The following is a 16616-nucleotide window of genomic DNA, read 5'->3' as shown; positions in this document are numbered from 1 at the left end:
ATCATTAGGTGGCAACATTGTTTTAACTAGTGGGTTGTTTTGCTAGTTTCCAAATATAGAGTGTTAAGGGGCAATAATGGATCAGCTTACATGGTGGCGCGGAGCCGTCATTTATCAAATTTATCCACGTAGTATGCTGGATACAAATGGTGATGGAGTTGGAGATCTGCAAGGGATAATCAATAAGCTGGACTATATTGCCAGTCTAAACGTGGATGCAATATGGATATCGCCTTTTTTCACCTCTCCGATGAAAGACTTTGGTTATGACATTAGTGACTATCGTGATGTTGACCCGATGTTTGGCAGTATGCAGGACTTTGACGATTTGATTGCTAAGGCACATTCGTTAAATATTAAAGTTATTATCGATCAGGTGTTAAGCCATACCTCAGATCAGCATCAGTGGTTTATTGAAAGCCGTGAAGACAGAGCTAACGCTAAACAGGACTGGTATGTGTGGGCTAAACCTAATGAAGATGGCACACCTCCTAACAACTGGTTAGCGATATTTGGTGGCTGTGCGTGGGAATGGGAACCCCGGCGTCAGCAGTACTACTTGCATAACTTTCTCACCAGCCAACCCGATCTGAATTTCCATAATGAAGATGTGCGCAATGCGGTACTTGATAATGTGCAGTTTTGGTTAGATAAAGGGGTTGATGGCTTTAGATTGGATGCGATTACCTTCTGTTTTCATGATGATTTATTACGTGATAACCCAGCTAAGCCAAAAGATAAACGCCAGGGGCGCGGTTTTAGCGAAGATAACCCTTACGCATATCAATATCACTATTTCAACAACACCAGACCTGAAACAGTAAGCTTTATTGAGGACCTTAGAGCCCTTATTAATCGATATCCCGGTGCGGTCACTTTAGGTGAAGTATCGTCGGAAGATTCGTTAGCGACGATGGCTGAATATACACAAGGTAATGAGAGGCTGCACATGGCCTACAGCTTTGAGCTATTAACTGATGACTTTAGCGCTGAATATATTCGAGAAACGGTAGAAGCCTTAGAGGGACGTATTGGTGATGGTTGGCCTTGCTGGGCTATTGGGAATCATGATGTGCAACGTGTGGCTTCTCGTTGGGGTAAAGGGCAGGCAACACCAGAGATGATTAAGATGCTCAATGCGATGCTGTGTTCGCTACGCGGCAGTGTTTGTAGTTATCAAGGTGAAGAACTTGGGCTTACTGAAGCCAAAATAGAATATGGGCAACTGCAAGATCCTTTTGGCATCGCATTTTGGCCGATGTTTAAAGGCCGCGATGGGTGTCGTACGCCAATGCCTTGGTCTGAAAAGTCTCTCAATGCAGGCTTTAGTGAGGCGAAGCCATGGTTGCCAGTCGCGACAGCACATTACGCTTTGTCAGTAGAAAGCCAAGAGCAAGATGAACAGTCGATTCTTAATAGTTACAGACATTTCCTTGGCTGGCGCAAAAAACATCCAACATTGATAAATGGTGATATTGAATTCATCGTAACTGCTGAACCCATATTAAGCTTCATACGCAGTGATGAAGGGATTAGTTACCTTATCTGTTTTAATTTAGACGCTCAGCAACAAACGCTAACTTTACCTGAAATGGGTATTGACGAGGTGCTCATTGACCATGGGTTAGTGAATGGCACTGTGTCGAATGGCTTACTTACACTGCCGCCTTATGGCTGTTTTTATGCTCAGTTAACCAGTATTTGATTGAAATTGAGTTCCACTTAAGAAGATTGACCTAATAAGAGAGAAAATAATATGGCTTCATCTTTTAGTACTAACACTGCCACGGTAACGTCTGGCGAAAACGGTAGCACCCGTTTTGCTTTGGTATCTTTAACTTCACTGTTTTTTATGTGGGGTTTTATTACCTGCTTGAATGACATTTTAATCCCTCATTTGAAAGCGGTTTTTTCGCTTAATTATACTGAAGCAATGTTGATCCAATTTTGCTTCTTTGGAGCATATTTCTTAGTGTCTATCCCTGCTGGGAGATTAGTTAAAAAGGTGGGCTATCAAAGGGGGATCATTACTGGACTTGTCATCGCAAGTTTTGGTTGTGCATTGTTTTATCCTGCCGCTTCTCTCGCTGTTTACCCACTGTTTTTGGGAGCTCTTTTTGTGTTAGCGTCAGGAATCACCATATTACAAGTGGCTGCAAACCCATATGTGAATGCACTTGGCAGTGTTGATACGGCTTCAAGTCGTTTAAATTTAACGCAAGCTTTTAACGCATTGGGGACGACGATAGCACCTTACTTTGGTGCGATACTCATTTTGTCTGTTGCTGTAGAGGCACAAGTTGGGCTGACACAGATGCAAGCAGAAGCAGAGGTCGTTAAACTTCCGTATTTATTGCTATCTGCCATGCTGGCAACGCTTGCTATCATTTTTTCCAAACTAAATCTCCCTGAGATTAAGGCGCATACAGAAGCGGCCGTTGAAGGCCTAGCTGACAAGAATGGTAAAACCAGTGCGAGTCAATATAAGCATCTTGTGCTGGGGGCTGTGGGTATATTTGTCTATGTTGGCGCTGAAGTATCTATCGGTAGCTTTTTAGTTAACTTTTTAGGTGAAGAGCATATTGTTGGAATGAAAGAAGCCGATGCGGCTAAATACATTGCTTACTACTGGGGCGGGGCAATGGTAGGGCGCTTTATTGGCTCAGCAGTCATGCAAAAAATACCAGCAGGTACCGTATTAGCATTTAATGCCTTTATGGCAGCAAGTCTTGTTGTAGTTGCAATGAATACCTCAGGCGAAGTGGCCATGTGGTCAATCTTGGCTGTTGGACTATTTAATTCGATAATGTTTCCCACTATCTTTAGCTTAGCGCTACGTGATCTTGGACCGCATACTTCTCAAGGCAGCGGAGTTTTGTGCTTAGCGATTGTAGGTGGTGCTATTGTGCCATTGCTGCAAGGTGTTATGGCGGACAATATGGGGATCCAGCAAGCATTTATTCTACCTGTTATCTGTTATGGCTTTATTCTTTACTATGGTGCTAAAGGCTCTAAATTATAGGCTGCTAGGTATTAGCCTGAATAAAAGCTGTTATTTTAAAAGCGACTTCAAGTAAGTCGCTTTTTTATTGCTGCTTTTCTTAAGTTGACTTGCGTATTGGGCACTTTGCTCCTATGATCGCTGCGATTTCTTTCTATGGTAACTTTAAATGCTAAATTCGTCTTTATCCCCCAGCTCGACTGAACTTGTGATTAGTATTCTTGACCTTGTATTAAAAGAGGGCAAGCCACTTGATCGTGCCTATTCACAACATTTTTCAGGGCTACAATTAGAGTCTTCTGAGCTAGGACGGATCACCTTCGTTACGGGTGATATTTTAAGACGTTTAAATTTGTATTGTTATTTGTCTGACGTTAAGCCTGAAGAGATGGTTCGAATGGGCTCTCGTCTGCTTAATGTTTGGCACTTATTTCATCAATTACCGTTACCTAAAATGCAATATGCACTACAAGTTGATGAAAATGATCTCGCTGAACGAACCGAAATTGCGCGTCAACAACCGGTGCTTTGGGATGGCTGTCCAGATTGGTTGAATGAAATGGGTGAAGCGCAGTTGGGTGACCGTTGGCCTGCTGAGCGTGCAGCGTTAAATAAGCCTGCTAAACGTTTTATTCGTGTCAATACGCTTAAATGTACCCGCGATGAGCTTGCTAAAAAGTTGCGTAACGAGCGTGTCCAAACAGAAGAAGTTGAAGGTGTTGATACTGCGTTAGAAGTAGTATCAGATTCAGCACTGTTTAAAACGGAATGTTTTAAAAAGGGTTGGTTCGAACAGCAAGATGCTGGCTCACAGCTCATCGCTGCAGCCCTTGGCGCAAAGCCAGGTATGTGTGTTGTGGATGCATGCGCTGGTGCTGGTGGTAAAACACTTTCAATATCGGCACAAATGCAGGGTAAAGGTCGATTGTTAGCGATGGATGTTGAACAATGGAAACTCGATAACCTTAAACAACGTGCTCGTAGAGCCGGTGCTCATAATGTTGAGACGCGCATTATTGCTAGCAGCAAGACCATTAAGCGTCTTAAGCTGACCGCTGACCGCGTACTACTTGATGTACCGTGTTCTGGTCTTGGGGTACTAAAACGTAATCCAGATGCTAAATGGCGTGACACACCAGAGAGATTGCCAATATTAGTCGCACTGCAAAAGGACATCCTACAGAGCTATAGTAGAATGGTGAAAGTCGGTGGTATTTTGATTTATGCAACATGCTCTATCATGCCAGAAGAGAACCGCAACCAAGTTGATGCCTTTTTAGCTGAAAATAAACATTTCAGCTTTATCGAAGAAGACAATATCAGCCCAGCAGAAACGGGTTTTGATGGTTTTTATTACGCAAAACTGGAACGTATCGCAGAAGCTTAAGCAGTCTGTACAATTTATAATAAAAAGAGCGCTTATGGCGCTCTTTTTTATTGTCTTAAAATCGCTTTTTACAAAATTAGTCGATAATTAAAGTGGTTCCCCCTGCAGTGTGACTAGCACCTTTCGACTTCCACCAAAATCCCTATGCTCTCCAAGGTAAATACCTTGCCAGGTACCAAGATTAAAGTGGCCATTTGATATAGGCAGGGTCAAGCTCACACCAAGTAAACTCGATTTCAAGTGCGCCGGCATATCATCGTCTCCTTCATAGGTATGGGTATAATAAGCTGCTCGTTCAGGAGCAAGATGATTGATAAAGGCTTCAAAATCTACCCTTACACTAGGATCCGCATTTTCGTTTAACGATAATGATGCCGAGGTATGTTGTAACAGTAGATGAGCGACGCCTATTTTATAATCTCCAAGTTGACGAAGATTACTCTCTATCTCGCTTGTGATGAGATAAAATCCACGACTACGAGCTTTTAAACTGATTGTTGTTTGTTGCCACATATTGAAAATTTATTCATCTCCTAACTGCTGTTGTAATTATTTTATCAAATATTTACGATTTTTAAGATTAATCGCAATAATTATTGATGACGTGAGTGTTAGAAAAAATAATGGCTGTGCATGATAGAAAGTACCATCGAAAACGCTGTGAATAGACAAGCTTAAAATGACCGAAGTAGCCAAGACACTCTCATTTTTATACCTATTTTTCAAATCATATATTTGAAGTTTACACATGTGTAGTAATTTTAAGAAAAGAATGGCAAATAAAAAGCCAGATATTACTCCATATGTTACTAATATCTGAAGTATAGAATTGTGGGGGTGAAGTCCGAACCTATGCTCTGGGTGGAATCTATAGCCTTCCGGGCCAAATCCAAACAAGGGTCTTTCTAAAATAGCGTCTATAGTTTGCTTCCATATTACTATTCTATTTGAAGAGAAACTATTTACAGAGTCCTCGTCAACCAAAGACATTTGACTGACCATAAATCTACCTGGTCCATTCCATTCAAAAATTGAGAGTTGGTAAGATAACGAAATAGACAGAAATAGTAGTAAAGCTAAAATAAAAAGTCGTTTCTTATCCAGAATATGTAATTGATATAGGTATGTATAGTAAATTAATATGGTTACAAAAACAGATATTATAGATGCTCTTCCGCCCAACCATATGAGTAATGTAGTATTTACTACGACAAGGCTCGCTAAAAATAAGAGTCTAGAGTTAAGCTTTATTTGCTGCGTGAAAAGTACTACTGATATTGCTACACCAGCAGTACAAATGTAGCCCAAATACCTTCTGTTACTAGAGAATGGAACTGTTAGTGTGTTCTCTATTAGAGCGGATGGAAAAGAAAATATACCCATTATTAAAAATATAAAGGCTATAAGTGTTATCGTGATTGGGATAAAAATAAGTGTATCAGTTTTAACTTTTCTACAGCACGAAATCGTAGATGTAAGTGCAGCGAAAAAAGCTAAGTGCAGCATTTTAAATATAACACTGAACATTACTATTGTCGTACGGTTATCATTATCGCTCTCATGATTTAGTAATGTTGAAATTAAGATAGTAATAGTTAACAAGATTAGAATGATAAACATCTCGCGTGGTATTATTTTAAGATGTATAAATGACCTTTTCTTCTTAATAAGGATGAACACTGCTATGTAAATTAATTCTAGCTCCGAAATGGTGAAAGCAACAATAAATGGTGCACTACCACCTAACAATGTGACTGCTATAACCATTATAATTAACATCGTGTTGAAAATTGAGCTGGGCGCAATTTTTGTAAAGTTACGGCTAAGGCGTTTTTTCATTATTTTTCTTCGTCTATTAATATATTTGACTCGATTTCGCATTTGTTATACGGATCAAATCCTACGTCACCTTTATAATGTTCGCAAAGTAATTTTAGAGGCTTAATAATTAGATCCTTTTCTATGAAAGATGATTCAGACTCGACTGTATTTGTATTTCTATTGTAAATTATTAAATCTTCATAATCAGGTGACATAGTTAGTTGTAAATCACGAAAATAAATTGAACGTTGTTTATTGGCAATGAGTCTATTGTAATCATCAAAGCGCATATATGCTTGACCATTACTTTTAACTTCATAGTAAGATGAGGTTTCTGAAAGAACGTCATCTTTATCAATAAAGCTCTTGTTTATTGATTTCACGGGTAATGAAGACTCAACAAATAAGAACCTTTCATTATTTGTTTTTTCTTTAACTGGTATTGTGTTAGGTAATATGTAACCATCAAATTTAGTGGTGTCTACTATTGGTGAACCAAGATCTTTGTTAATACTGGGTAATATATCCACTAAAGAATATAAGTCATTGAATTTTAATTTTTTATTTACTATTTTGTTATTTTTAAACCGTAGTTTTGCAAGCAATACCCTCGATTGTTCTTGGTCTAATATATTAGTTCCATGTCCCCAAGACTTTTGGCTCGGTAGCTCTGTTATTAAATTTTCTTTTTGATGATTGTCTTTCTTAAGTTTAAAACTTTCACCGTGATCTGATAGCATATATATCACTGAGTTTTCTAGCATCCCACTTGATTTAAGCTTATTGAATAGGTCTGCAACTTGTTGGTCAACTTTCTTCAACATTTCTTTATACATGAAATGGTTGTAATTTCCATCCCATGAATCTGAATTCTTTTGAATAAAGTTTTTAGATGAATATGGCCAATGTAATAAACAGTAGTGCACTGCAAGAAAGTTTGGTTTCTTAAAGTTGAGGTTGTTAATGATATCATTATTAAATACTTCTGGATCATAAGCTTTCCCGTATGCTCTATTCCCATATTGATAAGGAAATAGGTATTTACTGTAAGGGTGTTTAAGTAATATATTAACATAAGGTAGATCGGCTAAACTTGATAGTAAGGCATCTGCTGCACCGATTTTTGGTCCAACCAAGTTATCGAACCCATAATTTAGATCTATTTGATTAAAGCGACGTTCATCTATAGCGTAGGTCGATATATAGCCTTCTTTTCTTAATAAATTAGTAAGAGGGAGTGGTGAAGTTGTATATTCTGGCGGCGCTAAATTAAATCTAACCTTATTGTTAACAGGGTATTGTCCAGTAAGAACACTCATCCACGCTACATAAGTTCGACCTAAAGGTGTGTAGGTGTTTTTATACAAAAATGATTGGTTTACTATTGTATTTATAAAAGGTGCTAGCGACTTATCCGCTCCCTCATATTCTAGGTGGTCAGGTCGCAATCCATCAATACCAATAATTATGATGTCTTTGCTTTCTAAATTCAAACGTTTAGCACTACTGCTAATTATAAATGGATATGTAAATGTAAAGGCTGTGAATGTACATAGTAATATTAAATAACGGGTTTTAAAAGTTCTTACTAATGCATTTATAAACAAATATATAATTAAAACTAGTGCTGTGACTAGGAACGTTGGTGTGGATAATATGGATTCTCTTAAGTAGGATGTTAATGATGTTGTAAAATAATAGGAATTAATTCCGATGCTAAATGTAATGTGTAGTAAAAAAATTGAGAACCATGTCAAATCTTTGTTTAAGGTCGAACTAGCACTATTTATTTGAGCCGAAATGGTAATTATCAATGCCCATAAACAGTGTATTGAAAGTATAACAAAAATAAAGTATAAGACGTCAAATATAAGACCTCTACTAAGAAACTGATCTGAATCTATGTTAGTCATTGTATTTGCGAGTGAAATTGCCGAGATTGGCTGAATGCTATTTTTGTAATTTACTAAGATAATAGTAAAAAGCAATAGCAATCCTAGAGTTCTGAAATATACTCTTTTATTTGAAAGATTATCAATCCTATCCATTAATTGGATTTCCTTTCTTCTAGCTCAAGCCCATTTTTATCGGGAATACTCTTAATCTCATAGTTATCAACAAAATCTAACAAAGTGTTGTTTCTGGATGCTGGCCAATCACCAAGAACGAGATATCTCTCAGCTAAAGAAGATCCGGAAGGATTATCTGTTTTTATGCTTGCAACTACAGCGCGAGTGTCGACCATTGCTTTCACGTGCGCGCTGATAATCAGTATGATAAATGCTATCAACACCACAGATTCAAGTTTTTGCCTAGACTCTCTTTTAATCATTTTTTATCTCAAATCTGTATTAGGTAAGAGATTTAACAATATTTTTAGTAGTTTAGTTCTAATTATAGAAGCTCTATAGCAAAGTGTTGAATAAATTGTGGTTAGTTTCAATTTGTTGTTAATTAATTTTGATTACAAGGAAAAAAATTTAGTTTGTTAGGGAATATATGAAGAACAGATTTTGTAATTTCGACTATTTTGTACTAAACCATATGAGGACGGGATGACTAGGTGAACAGTCTAAACGCGCAGTTTGGCGATTAGAGTATGTTTACAATGTTTCAAGGATGAGGCCATTGAAAATGAAAATATTTTCATTCTAACAGATACCTTGAGGCTATAATTTGAAGCGACAGTTTTTGTTTTTCAGTTTATTGATATCAATTATCAGTTGTAGTGTATTTGGTGCAAGCACAAGCGAAAGTGTGGCAGGAATTACTACAATTAGTAAAACTGATAGGGATTTAAGCTTAGCTCTAGACTTAGGGGTAGATACCTCAACTTTTTTGGGTATAGGTGAATATGGAACATCTCAACACCTTGTTGAAGTTAGAAGACAAATAACAAACACATTATTCGTTTCTAACCCGCCTTCTTATGATGCTCAGTACAGCAGTATCGAAAATAATTCAAAGTACGCACAGTTATTTCCGTTCGTTGACTCAGATCTAGAGATCATGCGTTTGAGGGTAAAAGTTAGGCAGTACAAACAGCTATCAAGCTATCAATGGCCAGAATTGAAGGTAAAAACTTACAGGCTAGGGCAGAAGTCTATAGAGATAGCAAAACTCAGATGGATGTTGATTAAGCTAGATGACCTCAGCGATAAAAAACTTTCAGCTTATAGAGAGCAGGTTTACGATCCGAGTATAGCAAGTGCGATAAAAAGATTTCAGATACGCCATGGGTTAAAACAAAGCGGTAAACTTACAATTGAAACAGTGGACCTGCTAAACGTTAATCCATCGGTCCGAGTGATTCAATTACAACAAACACTTAAAGATAAACTTGCAAGCATTCAATATTTACAAAAAATATATGTAGAGATCAATATTCCAGAGTTCAAATTGCGGGTGAAGGGCGATGATACAACAAACCTAGAAATGTCTGTGATTGTTGGCGCTAGTAACAATAAAACTCCGCTATTACAAACATATATAAATCAACTAACCATTAATCCTACTTGGACTCCTCCTAGAAGCATTATCTATAAAGAACTGCTTGTTAATTTAAAAAAAGCACCAACATCTTTGCAGAGGGAACAATTTGTTCTAGTAAAAATAGGCAATAATAAAGAGGTTAAAAGTTTAGAAGGAATGAGCGCTAATCAACTAGAAATTGAATTAAGAAAATATAAGCTTGTACAAATGTCAGGTTACAAGAATGCACTGGGTAAATATCGTTTTACCATTCCTAATTCCAAAATGATTTTTTTGCACGATACACCAAATAAAAATGCTTTTAAAAAAAGAAATAGAGCATTAAGTCATGGTTGTATCCGCCTAGCCAATCCTGGATTATTTGCTGAATATCTAATGAATCGAGAAAATGTTAAAAGTAGAAACATTTTGTCATCAGCTAGGCGTGGGGAAGCTACTGTAGATATTAAACTAAAAAACCCATTACCGATTATCATTACCTATCAAAACATATGGGTAGATGATAAGAATTTACTACAAATCAGACCGGATATTTATAATCGAGAGGTTAGAAAGTAATGGATAATTATTGTTATGATAATATTGCATTAAATCAATTAATTAGGAAAGAGAAGAATGCTAGAATGAGGCTTAAGCTATTAGCCGTTCAGCATTTTCAAGATGGAAAGTCTAGATATAAAATTGCTTCTTACCTTAAAGTAAGCCGGACCAGCGTCAATAGGTGGATCAGTAATTATCTGTCCCATGGACTGCACGGCTTAGAAGAAAAAAAACATCCTGGCCGTCCATCGTGTTTATCTGCTTCGCAGAAAGAGCAACTTGCTAATTATATTAATAACGTCAATGAGAATACAAAGGTTGATAAATTGAGGGGAGGGGATATACAAAGTTATATAGAACGGGAGTTTGATATAAAATACGAAATTTCAAACATATATAAAATACTCGAGCGTCTTGGTTATAAATAATCATCAAGTGCTGAAGTGTAGTGGTCAACTTTATCGGCCACAGTTTTATACGTAAACAAGAATATTCTCGCCGACACATTTTGTGTCAAACATCCATGATATCGATGTAGCCTGATTTGGCTGTAATAGCTAGCGATATAATTGATGCCTTCGCTTCATTAAAGTATCGATAACGTGATCATGGCACGCATTCAGTCTTCAAGCTTCTAAAAAACGCGCCATCGGATCAATATACCTGTCTTTACTTCATCGGACTCGCACCATGATTTGATCAGCGCTAAAGGTGAAGATGTGTATTGTGACAGCCTTGACTATTATGAAATATGGGTCCTTTGGGTTTCCCCTTATCTCAAGTGCCATCGAAAATGTTTTCTTGTTAAGGCTTAATTCAGTGTTGCTACATGGCCATACTACGGCATTTCGAACAAATGGATTGATATCCACAGCTCAAGGGCTTGATGCTTACCTAGACAGATAAAGGTTTCATTTCCAATCCATGATTGATTAGTTTCAGTCACTTGAAGCATTGTTTTAGCCGATAAAATCTTGTTCATAACTGGTTAGTTCTACATAAATGAACAGCCTTAAGCGAAAACTTAAGGCAGTCAGTCGTGATGTATACGTTATTTGGTGATGTTTATTTAGCTTTACTAGAATTGCTCTGTTTATATTTCGAAAAAGAGACCTAAAAAAAAAGACTTGGAGCTAAGACCCAGAATTGAAACGTAAATTTTTAACTATTTTTTGCTATAAATAGGGTAAATGAAAATTATGCTGAATAAATAAATGGTCTAATTTCACAAAAATTTCACTTGTCACAAGAGAAAAATAAGTTCTCAGAAACTATATGAAATGATACCTAATAAGCCAAAGCGAGGTGCATGGTACTGGATATGCTGGTTTTGACTGATTAATGCACAGGTTTAGCAAAAGAAAATTAATTAGTATTCTAACTTTTACTGTAGTTAATAATATACCAGTGTAGACCAGAAAATTATTCTGCTCGATGACTCGCTTTAAGCTTTGCTATCTTTATATGTAGCATCGTTCACAGTTAAACGGTGTGGACTGAGTATTAAGTTCATAGAGTATTTGGCATAAAGTCAAAATAAATTTAATTGGTTTGGTGGAGATAAAAATGAATATTAAAGCGTTGTTGGCAGAATTTATTGAAGATGAAAGTGGGTTAACAGCAGTAGAGTACGCAATTGCTGGAGGGCTTGTTGTTGGCGGGATGATTGGGGCATTTAATCTCCTTGGTGATAATGCTACAAGTAAGATTAATTGTTTGGCATCGGCAGTTAATGGTGCAAGTACAGATTGTACTACTGGATAACTTTGAAAAAATGATATTAAGTGATCAATGCCCACGAGATATGTGGGCATAACTTTCTAAGGTACTGGTTTTAAAAGGCACGCAATGACAGACATCCAACTTTCGATACAAGTACTTATGGCGGGTATGTTTTTTGTATTAGCAATTGCTTTTGATTTGTCTAAAGAAAGAATTCCTAATTGGTTATGCCTTATTGCTATATTTTTTGGGTTTGCAGTTAACAGCTACTTTGCTCAGCTCAACGGGTTGTTAATATCTTTTGTTGGTTTTTCTTTAGCGTTTATTATTTTATTTCCAACCTTTGTGTTTCGAATCTTAGGCGCAGGTGACATCAAGCTCATGATGGGTATTGGCGCGATCATGGGCCCTACTCTGCTTGTGTGGAGCGTTTTATACGCTATTGTTGCAGGAGCATTAACCAGCATTGTTCTTATTGCTTGGAAGACCGGGTTTTCAGGAATAAAAATGACTGCTAAACGATATTGGGATTGTTTTTACCTTAGAACCTATTTTAAGCCTGAAGAAGGAGAAGCCGCCGGACAAAAAGTCCCTTATGCTCCTGCTCTTGCGCTTGGTTGGCTATGGGCTTGTACCTTAAACCCTCAGGTCAATCATTTGTATTCTTCAATTAGCCAGAGTCTTTTTTAGAGGTTTGCTATGCAACAGGATAACAGCCTTAAACAAGTTTCAACCGATACTCCTATCGCTTCACTTACAAGTCGCTCACTACAGCTTGCTCCAAGACCCACCACTATAGAGCAAACAGGTTTATCAGAATCTCTGTTATTAGATTTATTACTGAAACATTTAATGAATGGTGGTGTGCTAACTAAAGAGCAAATGGTTAAGTTATTAGGTGTTACAGGCGGTATTATTCAACATCTACTCGATTCAGCTAAGACCCTTGCTTGGGTTGAAAATAGACAAACAACAGCAGATGGTCAAATGCGTTATGCATTAAGTATGGGCGGAGAGTTGCATGCAAAACTGGCTCTTTCTCGAAATGGATATCTAGGCTTAGCGCCCATACCATTGGGTCAATATACAGAGGTTTGTAAAAAGCAGTCTAGCCGCTCAAACCCAATTACGTTTGAAATGCTTGAAAAAGGATTATCTGCACTCGTTCTTCCAAAAGATCTATTGTTTAAAATCGGTCCGGCCATGAATTCAAGTCGGCCAGTGTTAATTTATGGACCACCAGGCACAGGAAAAAGCTATTTGTGTCGCCATTTAAATCTGACCTTAGGGGATGATGTATTAATCCCATATGCACTCGCTATTGGCAATGAAGTTATTCAGGTTTATGACCCTGAGTTACATCATAGAGTCGAAAGCGATGCTATTCCAGCAAGTTTGGACTTAGCTAAAGGCCATGACCCACGCTGGCTTAGATGCGAACGTCCGTTACGTATAACAGGGGGAGAGCTAACGGCTGAAATGTTGGAAGTCCAATTTGATAGCCACAGTAGAACCTATATGGCACCTCTACAGTTAAAAGCCAATAACGGTATTTTGCTTTTGGATGATTTGGGACGACAAAAGATAAGTGCGAAACAACTATTTAATCGCTGGATTATTCCAATGGAAGAGCGTCGAGATTTTTTAAGTTTACAATCTGGTGAACATTTCGAGATCCCATTTGAACTAATTTTACTTTTTTCGACTAACCTTGATCCTAAAGAATTAGTTGATGAAGCCTTTTTAAGACGGTTAGGTTACAAAATTCATTTTGATGCACTTGATGAAGAGTTATATAGAAAAATTTGGTTTCAGGTATGTGCGGATCTTGAACTAAGCTGTACTGAAGAAGTGTTCCAGTATTTGTTGATTGAATTTCATGAGCGATTTAAGAAGCCTTTAATCCCATGTTACCCAAGAGATTTATTGGGAATAATGTCAGATCAAATAAACTTCATGGAGTTCGAGTCCGTGGTAACTCCTGCGCTGGTTGATTCGGCTTGGTCTATTTATTTTGTGTAATCTATTTATCTTATTTTAGGAGCGGAGAATGAATAACAAAACTCTCTTATTTGTCATTTTGTCATTGGTGTTTGGGGTTACTGCAGTTTACCTGGCTCAAAATTGGTTAAATTCAAATACTAAAGATGAAGTTACTAGCAAAACTCGGTCAGTAATAACAATGGCAGTTCAGGTACCGCTTGGTACGATATTAGAACGGAAGCACCTCGCTATAACGTCCGTCCCAGAAGCGTTTATACCAAAGGGCTCGGTTACTGATATAGCCGAAGCTGAAGGAAAAGTGGTTAAGCAGGGGCTGTATCCTGGAGAAGTGTTAAGAGCAGAAAGGTTAACGGTTAAGGGCGAAGGCAGTACCTTAGCGAGTTTAATTACTCCGACAATGCGTGCAGTGACAATTCGTGTAAATGATGTTGTTGGTGTCGCCGGTTTCCTTCTTCCCGGTAATCGTGTGGACATTATCAATATAATCAAAAGTGGCGGCTTAAAAACTGACATTGTACTTTCTAATATTAAAATTTTAGCGATTGATCAAAGAGCTTCTAGCGGCGAAAACAAGCCTGTTGTAGTGAGGGCTGTCACACTAGAGTTAAGTCTTGAACAAGCAGAGATACTGATGATTGCAAAAAGTAGAGGGGCATTACAGCTTGCCCTTAGAAATCCAAATGATACTGCAGTAATTGAACTTGCTGAAATTGAAGAGAAAGAAACAAGAAAAGACAAAGAGACACAACCTCTTGAAATACAAAATGTCGCAAGTGTAAGCCCTAAAAGTTCCGATAAGGTATTTTTACTTAAAGGAATGAGTGAACAAGAGATAAAAATTAATAATTAGATCATAGTTAACAAGCGTAATGCGTAGTGTTTGACAGGAGAGCAACATGCCATTTTTTAATAAATATACTTTAATATGTTTGTTAGCATTGATTTTTACTTCGTTGGCTAATGCCGGTGGACCAACTGCAGGAGTGCGAAGTGACATTCAAAAAATCCCAATATACAAGTCTAGAGTCCTTCAGCTAAATGAAGCAGTGCATAGAGTGTCGGTAGGAAACCCAAGCATTGCAGATATTAAGCTCTTACCAAATGATGAACTGTATATTTTGGGTAAACAGTTAGGCAGCACAAATATAATGATCTGGGATAAAAACGAACAACTCTCCAGTATCATGGACATTGAAGTTACCCACGATCTTAATGGATTAAAAACACGGCTTCATGAGTTCTTACCTACTGAAAAGCTCGGAGTTCAAACCTCACAAGGCCAATTATTGCTAAGCGGACAAGCTTCTAATCTGCAAAAGATGAATACTGCTGTGGAGTTAGCACAAGGTTACGCTGAAGCAGCAGCAGGTGGTACCGCACCTAGTCGAGTGTTGAATATGATGACGATTGGAGGAGATCATCAAGTGATGCTAGAGGTAGTAGTTGCTGAAGTACAAAGAAATGTTGCTCGCCAGTTTGATTCTAAATTCTTCATATTTAATCAGGGTGATAATTTATCCGGTGGTGTTATTGGTGGCGGTGGCGGCGGTTTCGGCTCCGGTGGAATAGGCGGAGTTGATGGAAAGGGTCTTTTTGCGCAGTATATAAATGGTGACCTGCTAATGAATTTTGCATTAGATGTTGCGAAGCAAAACGGTTTAGCAAAAGTGCTAGCTGAGCCTAATGTAACCGCGATGAGTGGTCAGTCTGCAGAATTTCTTTCAGGGGGGGAATTTCCAATTCCTGTAGCAGGCGAAAATGGTAATACAACAGTCGAATATCGTGACTACGGTGTAGGTGTGAAATTTGTTCCTACCGTACTTGATTCTGGTCAAATTAATTTGAATCTGAACGTAGTCGTTAGCGAAATCAGTACCGCAAATGGTTTTTCTATATCTGGTAACACCTCGTCCTCATTGATTGTGCCATCATTAACCAAACGGAGTACTGCTACTACGGTTGAATTAGCAGATGGACAAACTATTGCTATAAGTGGATTGATCAGTGATACGTTAAGAGAAAATATTGATAAATTACCTGGGCTTGGGGACGTGCCTGTTTTAGGACAGTTATTTACCAGTAAAAGCTTTCAAAATGGTCAAAGTGAGTTAGTTATTCTTGTAACGCCTAGGCTTGTTAGACCATTTAACAGAAAAGATATTTCTCTCCCTACAGACGGTTTTGTGCTTCCCTCAGATGTTGAATTCTACCTCCTCGGTAAACTGTCCCATAAAGAGAAAGATGATGGATCAACTGAAAATCTTTACGAACCCGCTGAATCAGAAGCAAAGCTAGATGATACTGGCACTCAACAAAAATATGGTCATTCACTCTAGTTTTTGGAGAAAACATTATGAAATTTAAAACTTCAAGTTCCTCGTTGATTTACTCAGTGGCTATTATTGTAGGTTTATTTTCCCTTTCAGGATGCACCCAAGTCAATGATTTTCCAATGGGAGAAAGCCATTATCAGATAAAGCAAGTACAAATTTTAGACCCAGATGCAGCAGAAAGGAATGACGGTATTATACTTAGTCTTGAAGGTAACTATGGTCGAAAGGTCATGCAGGCGTATAGAGCTAGCAGTGTAGCCCCTCAAACCTCCAAAAGTATGGGCTCGGTAACAGCTGGTTCGAGTAATTAAACTAG

At 37.9% G+C, this 16616-nt stretch carries 15 protein-coding genes; 11 read left to right on the top strand and 4 right to left on the bottom strand.

What is annotated here, in order from left to right:
• Positions 1-76: 76 nt before the first annotated feature.
• From CXF86_RS15970 to CXF86_RS15960, 3 genes are all read left to right on the top strand, one after another.
• On the top strand, positions 77-1705 hold the full coding sequence (locus CXF86_RS15970) for an alpha-glucosidase family protein (RefSeq protein WP_102039488.1): 1629 nt from the start codon (positions 77-79) through the stop codon (positions 1703-1705).
• A gap of 51 nt (positions 1706-1756) precedes the next feature.
• Positions 1757-3022, top strand: a complete 1266-nt coding sequence (locus CXF86_RS15965; RefSeq protein WP_101090930.1) for a sugar MFS transporter — start codon at positions 1757-1759, stop codon at positions 3020-3022.
• A 148-nt stretch (positions 3023-3170) separates the two neighbouring features.
• Positions 3171-4388 carry an RsmB/NOP family class I SAM-dependent RNA methyltransferase gene (locus CXF86_RS15960; RefSeq protein WP_101090929.1) on the top strand — a complete coding sequence of 406 codons (1218 nt, stop codon included), beginning with the start codon at positions 3171-3173 and terminating at the stop codon, positions 4386-4388.
• 87 nt (positions 4389-4475) lie between these two features.
• Here CXF86_RS15960 and CXF86_RS15955 read toward each other — a convergent pair whose 3' ends face one another.
• From CXF86_RS15955 to CXF86_RS15940, 4 genes are read right to left on the bottom strand one after another with little or no spacing between them, the layout of a single operon-like run.
• Positions 4476-4901 (bottom strand): secondary thiamine-phosphate synthase enzyme YjbQ, encoded by a 426-nt coding sequence (locus tag CXF86_RS15955; RefSeq protein ID WP_102039487.1) that lies wholly within the window; start codon positions 4899-4901, stop codon positions 4476-4478.
• Positions 4902-4937: 36 nt separating this feature from the next.
• Positions 4938-6227, bottom strand: a complete 1290-nt coding sequence (locus tag CXF86_RS15950; RefSeq protein ID WP_180961086.1) for an O-antigen ligase family protein — start codon at positions 6225-6227, stop codon at positions 4938-4940.
• Positions 6227-8257, bottom strand: a complete 2031-nt coding sequence (locus CXF86_RS15945; RefSeq protein WP_102039485.1) for a sulfatase-like hydrolase/transferase — start codon at positions 8255-8257, stop codon at positions 6227-6229. Before CXF86_RS15945 ends, CXF86_RS15950 begins: the two co-directional genes overlap by 1 nt.
• Positions 8257-8541, bottom strand: coding sequence for a hypothetical protein (locus CXF86_RS15940; protein WP_102039484.1), 285 nt, complete (start codon positions 8539-8541; stop codon positions 8257-8259). Before CXF86_RS15940 ends, CXF86_RS15945 begins: the two co-directional genes overlap by 1 nt.
• Positions 8542-8966: 425 nt before the next feature.
• Here CXF86_RS15940 and CXF86_RS15935 point away from each other — a divergent pair, with 425 nt between their 5' ends.
• The 8 genes from CXF86_RS15935 (at position 8967) to CXF86_RS15900 (ending at position 16611) form a co-directional block, all read left to right on the top strand.
• Entirely contained in the window at positions 8967-10259 is a 1293-nt protein-coding gene (locus CXF86_RS15935) for a L,D-transpeptidase family protein (protein WP_102039483.1), read from the top strand.
• Positions 10259-10669: a helix-turn-helix domain-containing protein gene (locus CXF86_RS15930; RefSeq protein ID WP_102039482.1), complete on the top strand. Its 411-nt coding sequence runs from the start codon at positions 10259-10261 to the stop codon at positions 10667-10669. Before CXF86_RS15935 ends, CXF86_RS15930 begins: the two co-directional genes overlap by 1 nt.
• 1138 nt (positions 10670-11807) lie before the next feature.
• Positions 11808-12005 carry a Flp family type IVb pilin gene (locus CXF86_RS15925; protein ID WP_102039481.1) on the top strand — a complete coding sequence of 66 codons (198 nt, stop codon included), beginning with the start codon at positions 11808-11810 and terminating at the stop codon, positions 12003-12005.
• An 84-nt stretch (positions 12006-12089) separates the two neighbouring features.
• The gene (locus CXF86_RS15920; protein WP_102039480.1) at positions 12090-12653 is read left to right on the top strand and encodes an A24 family peptidase; all 564 of its coding nucleotides are present in this window, start codon (positions 12090-12092) and stop codon (positions 12651-12653) included.
• Between the two features lie 9 nt (positions 12654-12662).
• Complete coding sequence (locus CXF86_RS15915) at positions 12663-13985, top strand: ATP-binding protein (protein WP_102039479.1); 1323 nt, start codon at positions 12663-12665, stop codon at positions 13983-13985.
• A gap of 28 nt (positions 13986-14013) precedes the next feature.
• The gene (gene cpaB, locus CXF86_RS15910) at positions 14014-14817 is read left to right on the top strand and encodes a Flp pilus assembly protein CpaB (protein ID WP_102039478.1); all 804 of its coding nucleotides are present in this window, start codon (positions 14014-14016) and stop codon (positions 14815-14817) included.
• Positions 14818-14863: 46 nt separating this feature from the next.
• Positions 14864-16303 carry a type II and III secretion system protein family protein gene (locus CXF86_RS15905; protein ID WP_102039477.1) on the top strand — a complete coding sequence of 480 codons (1440 nt, stop codon included), beginning with the start codon at positions 14864-14866 and terminating at the stop codon, positions 16301-16303.
• Positions 16304-16320: 17 nt separating this feature from the next.
• Positions 16321-16611: a hypothetical protein gene (locus CXF86_RS15900; RefSeq protein ID WP_257985389.1), complete on the top strand. Its 291-nt coding sequence runs from the start codon at positions 16321-16323 to the stop codon at positions 16609-16611.
• Positions 16612-16616 lie beyond the last annotated feature (5 nt).

Origin of the sequence: Shewanella sp. GutCb (assembly GCF_002836135.1) — a bacterium.
In the GTDB taxonomy this organism is placed as follows: domain Bacteria; phylum Pseudomonadota; class Gammaproteobacteria; order Enterobacterales; family Shewanellaceae; genus Shewanella.
This window is presented reverse-complemented; position numbering and strand designations above follow the sequence as displayed.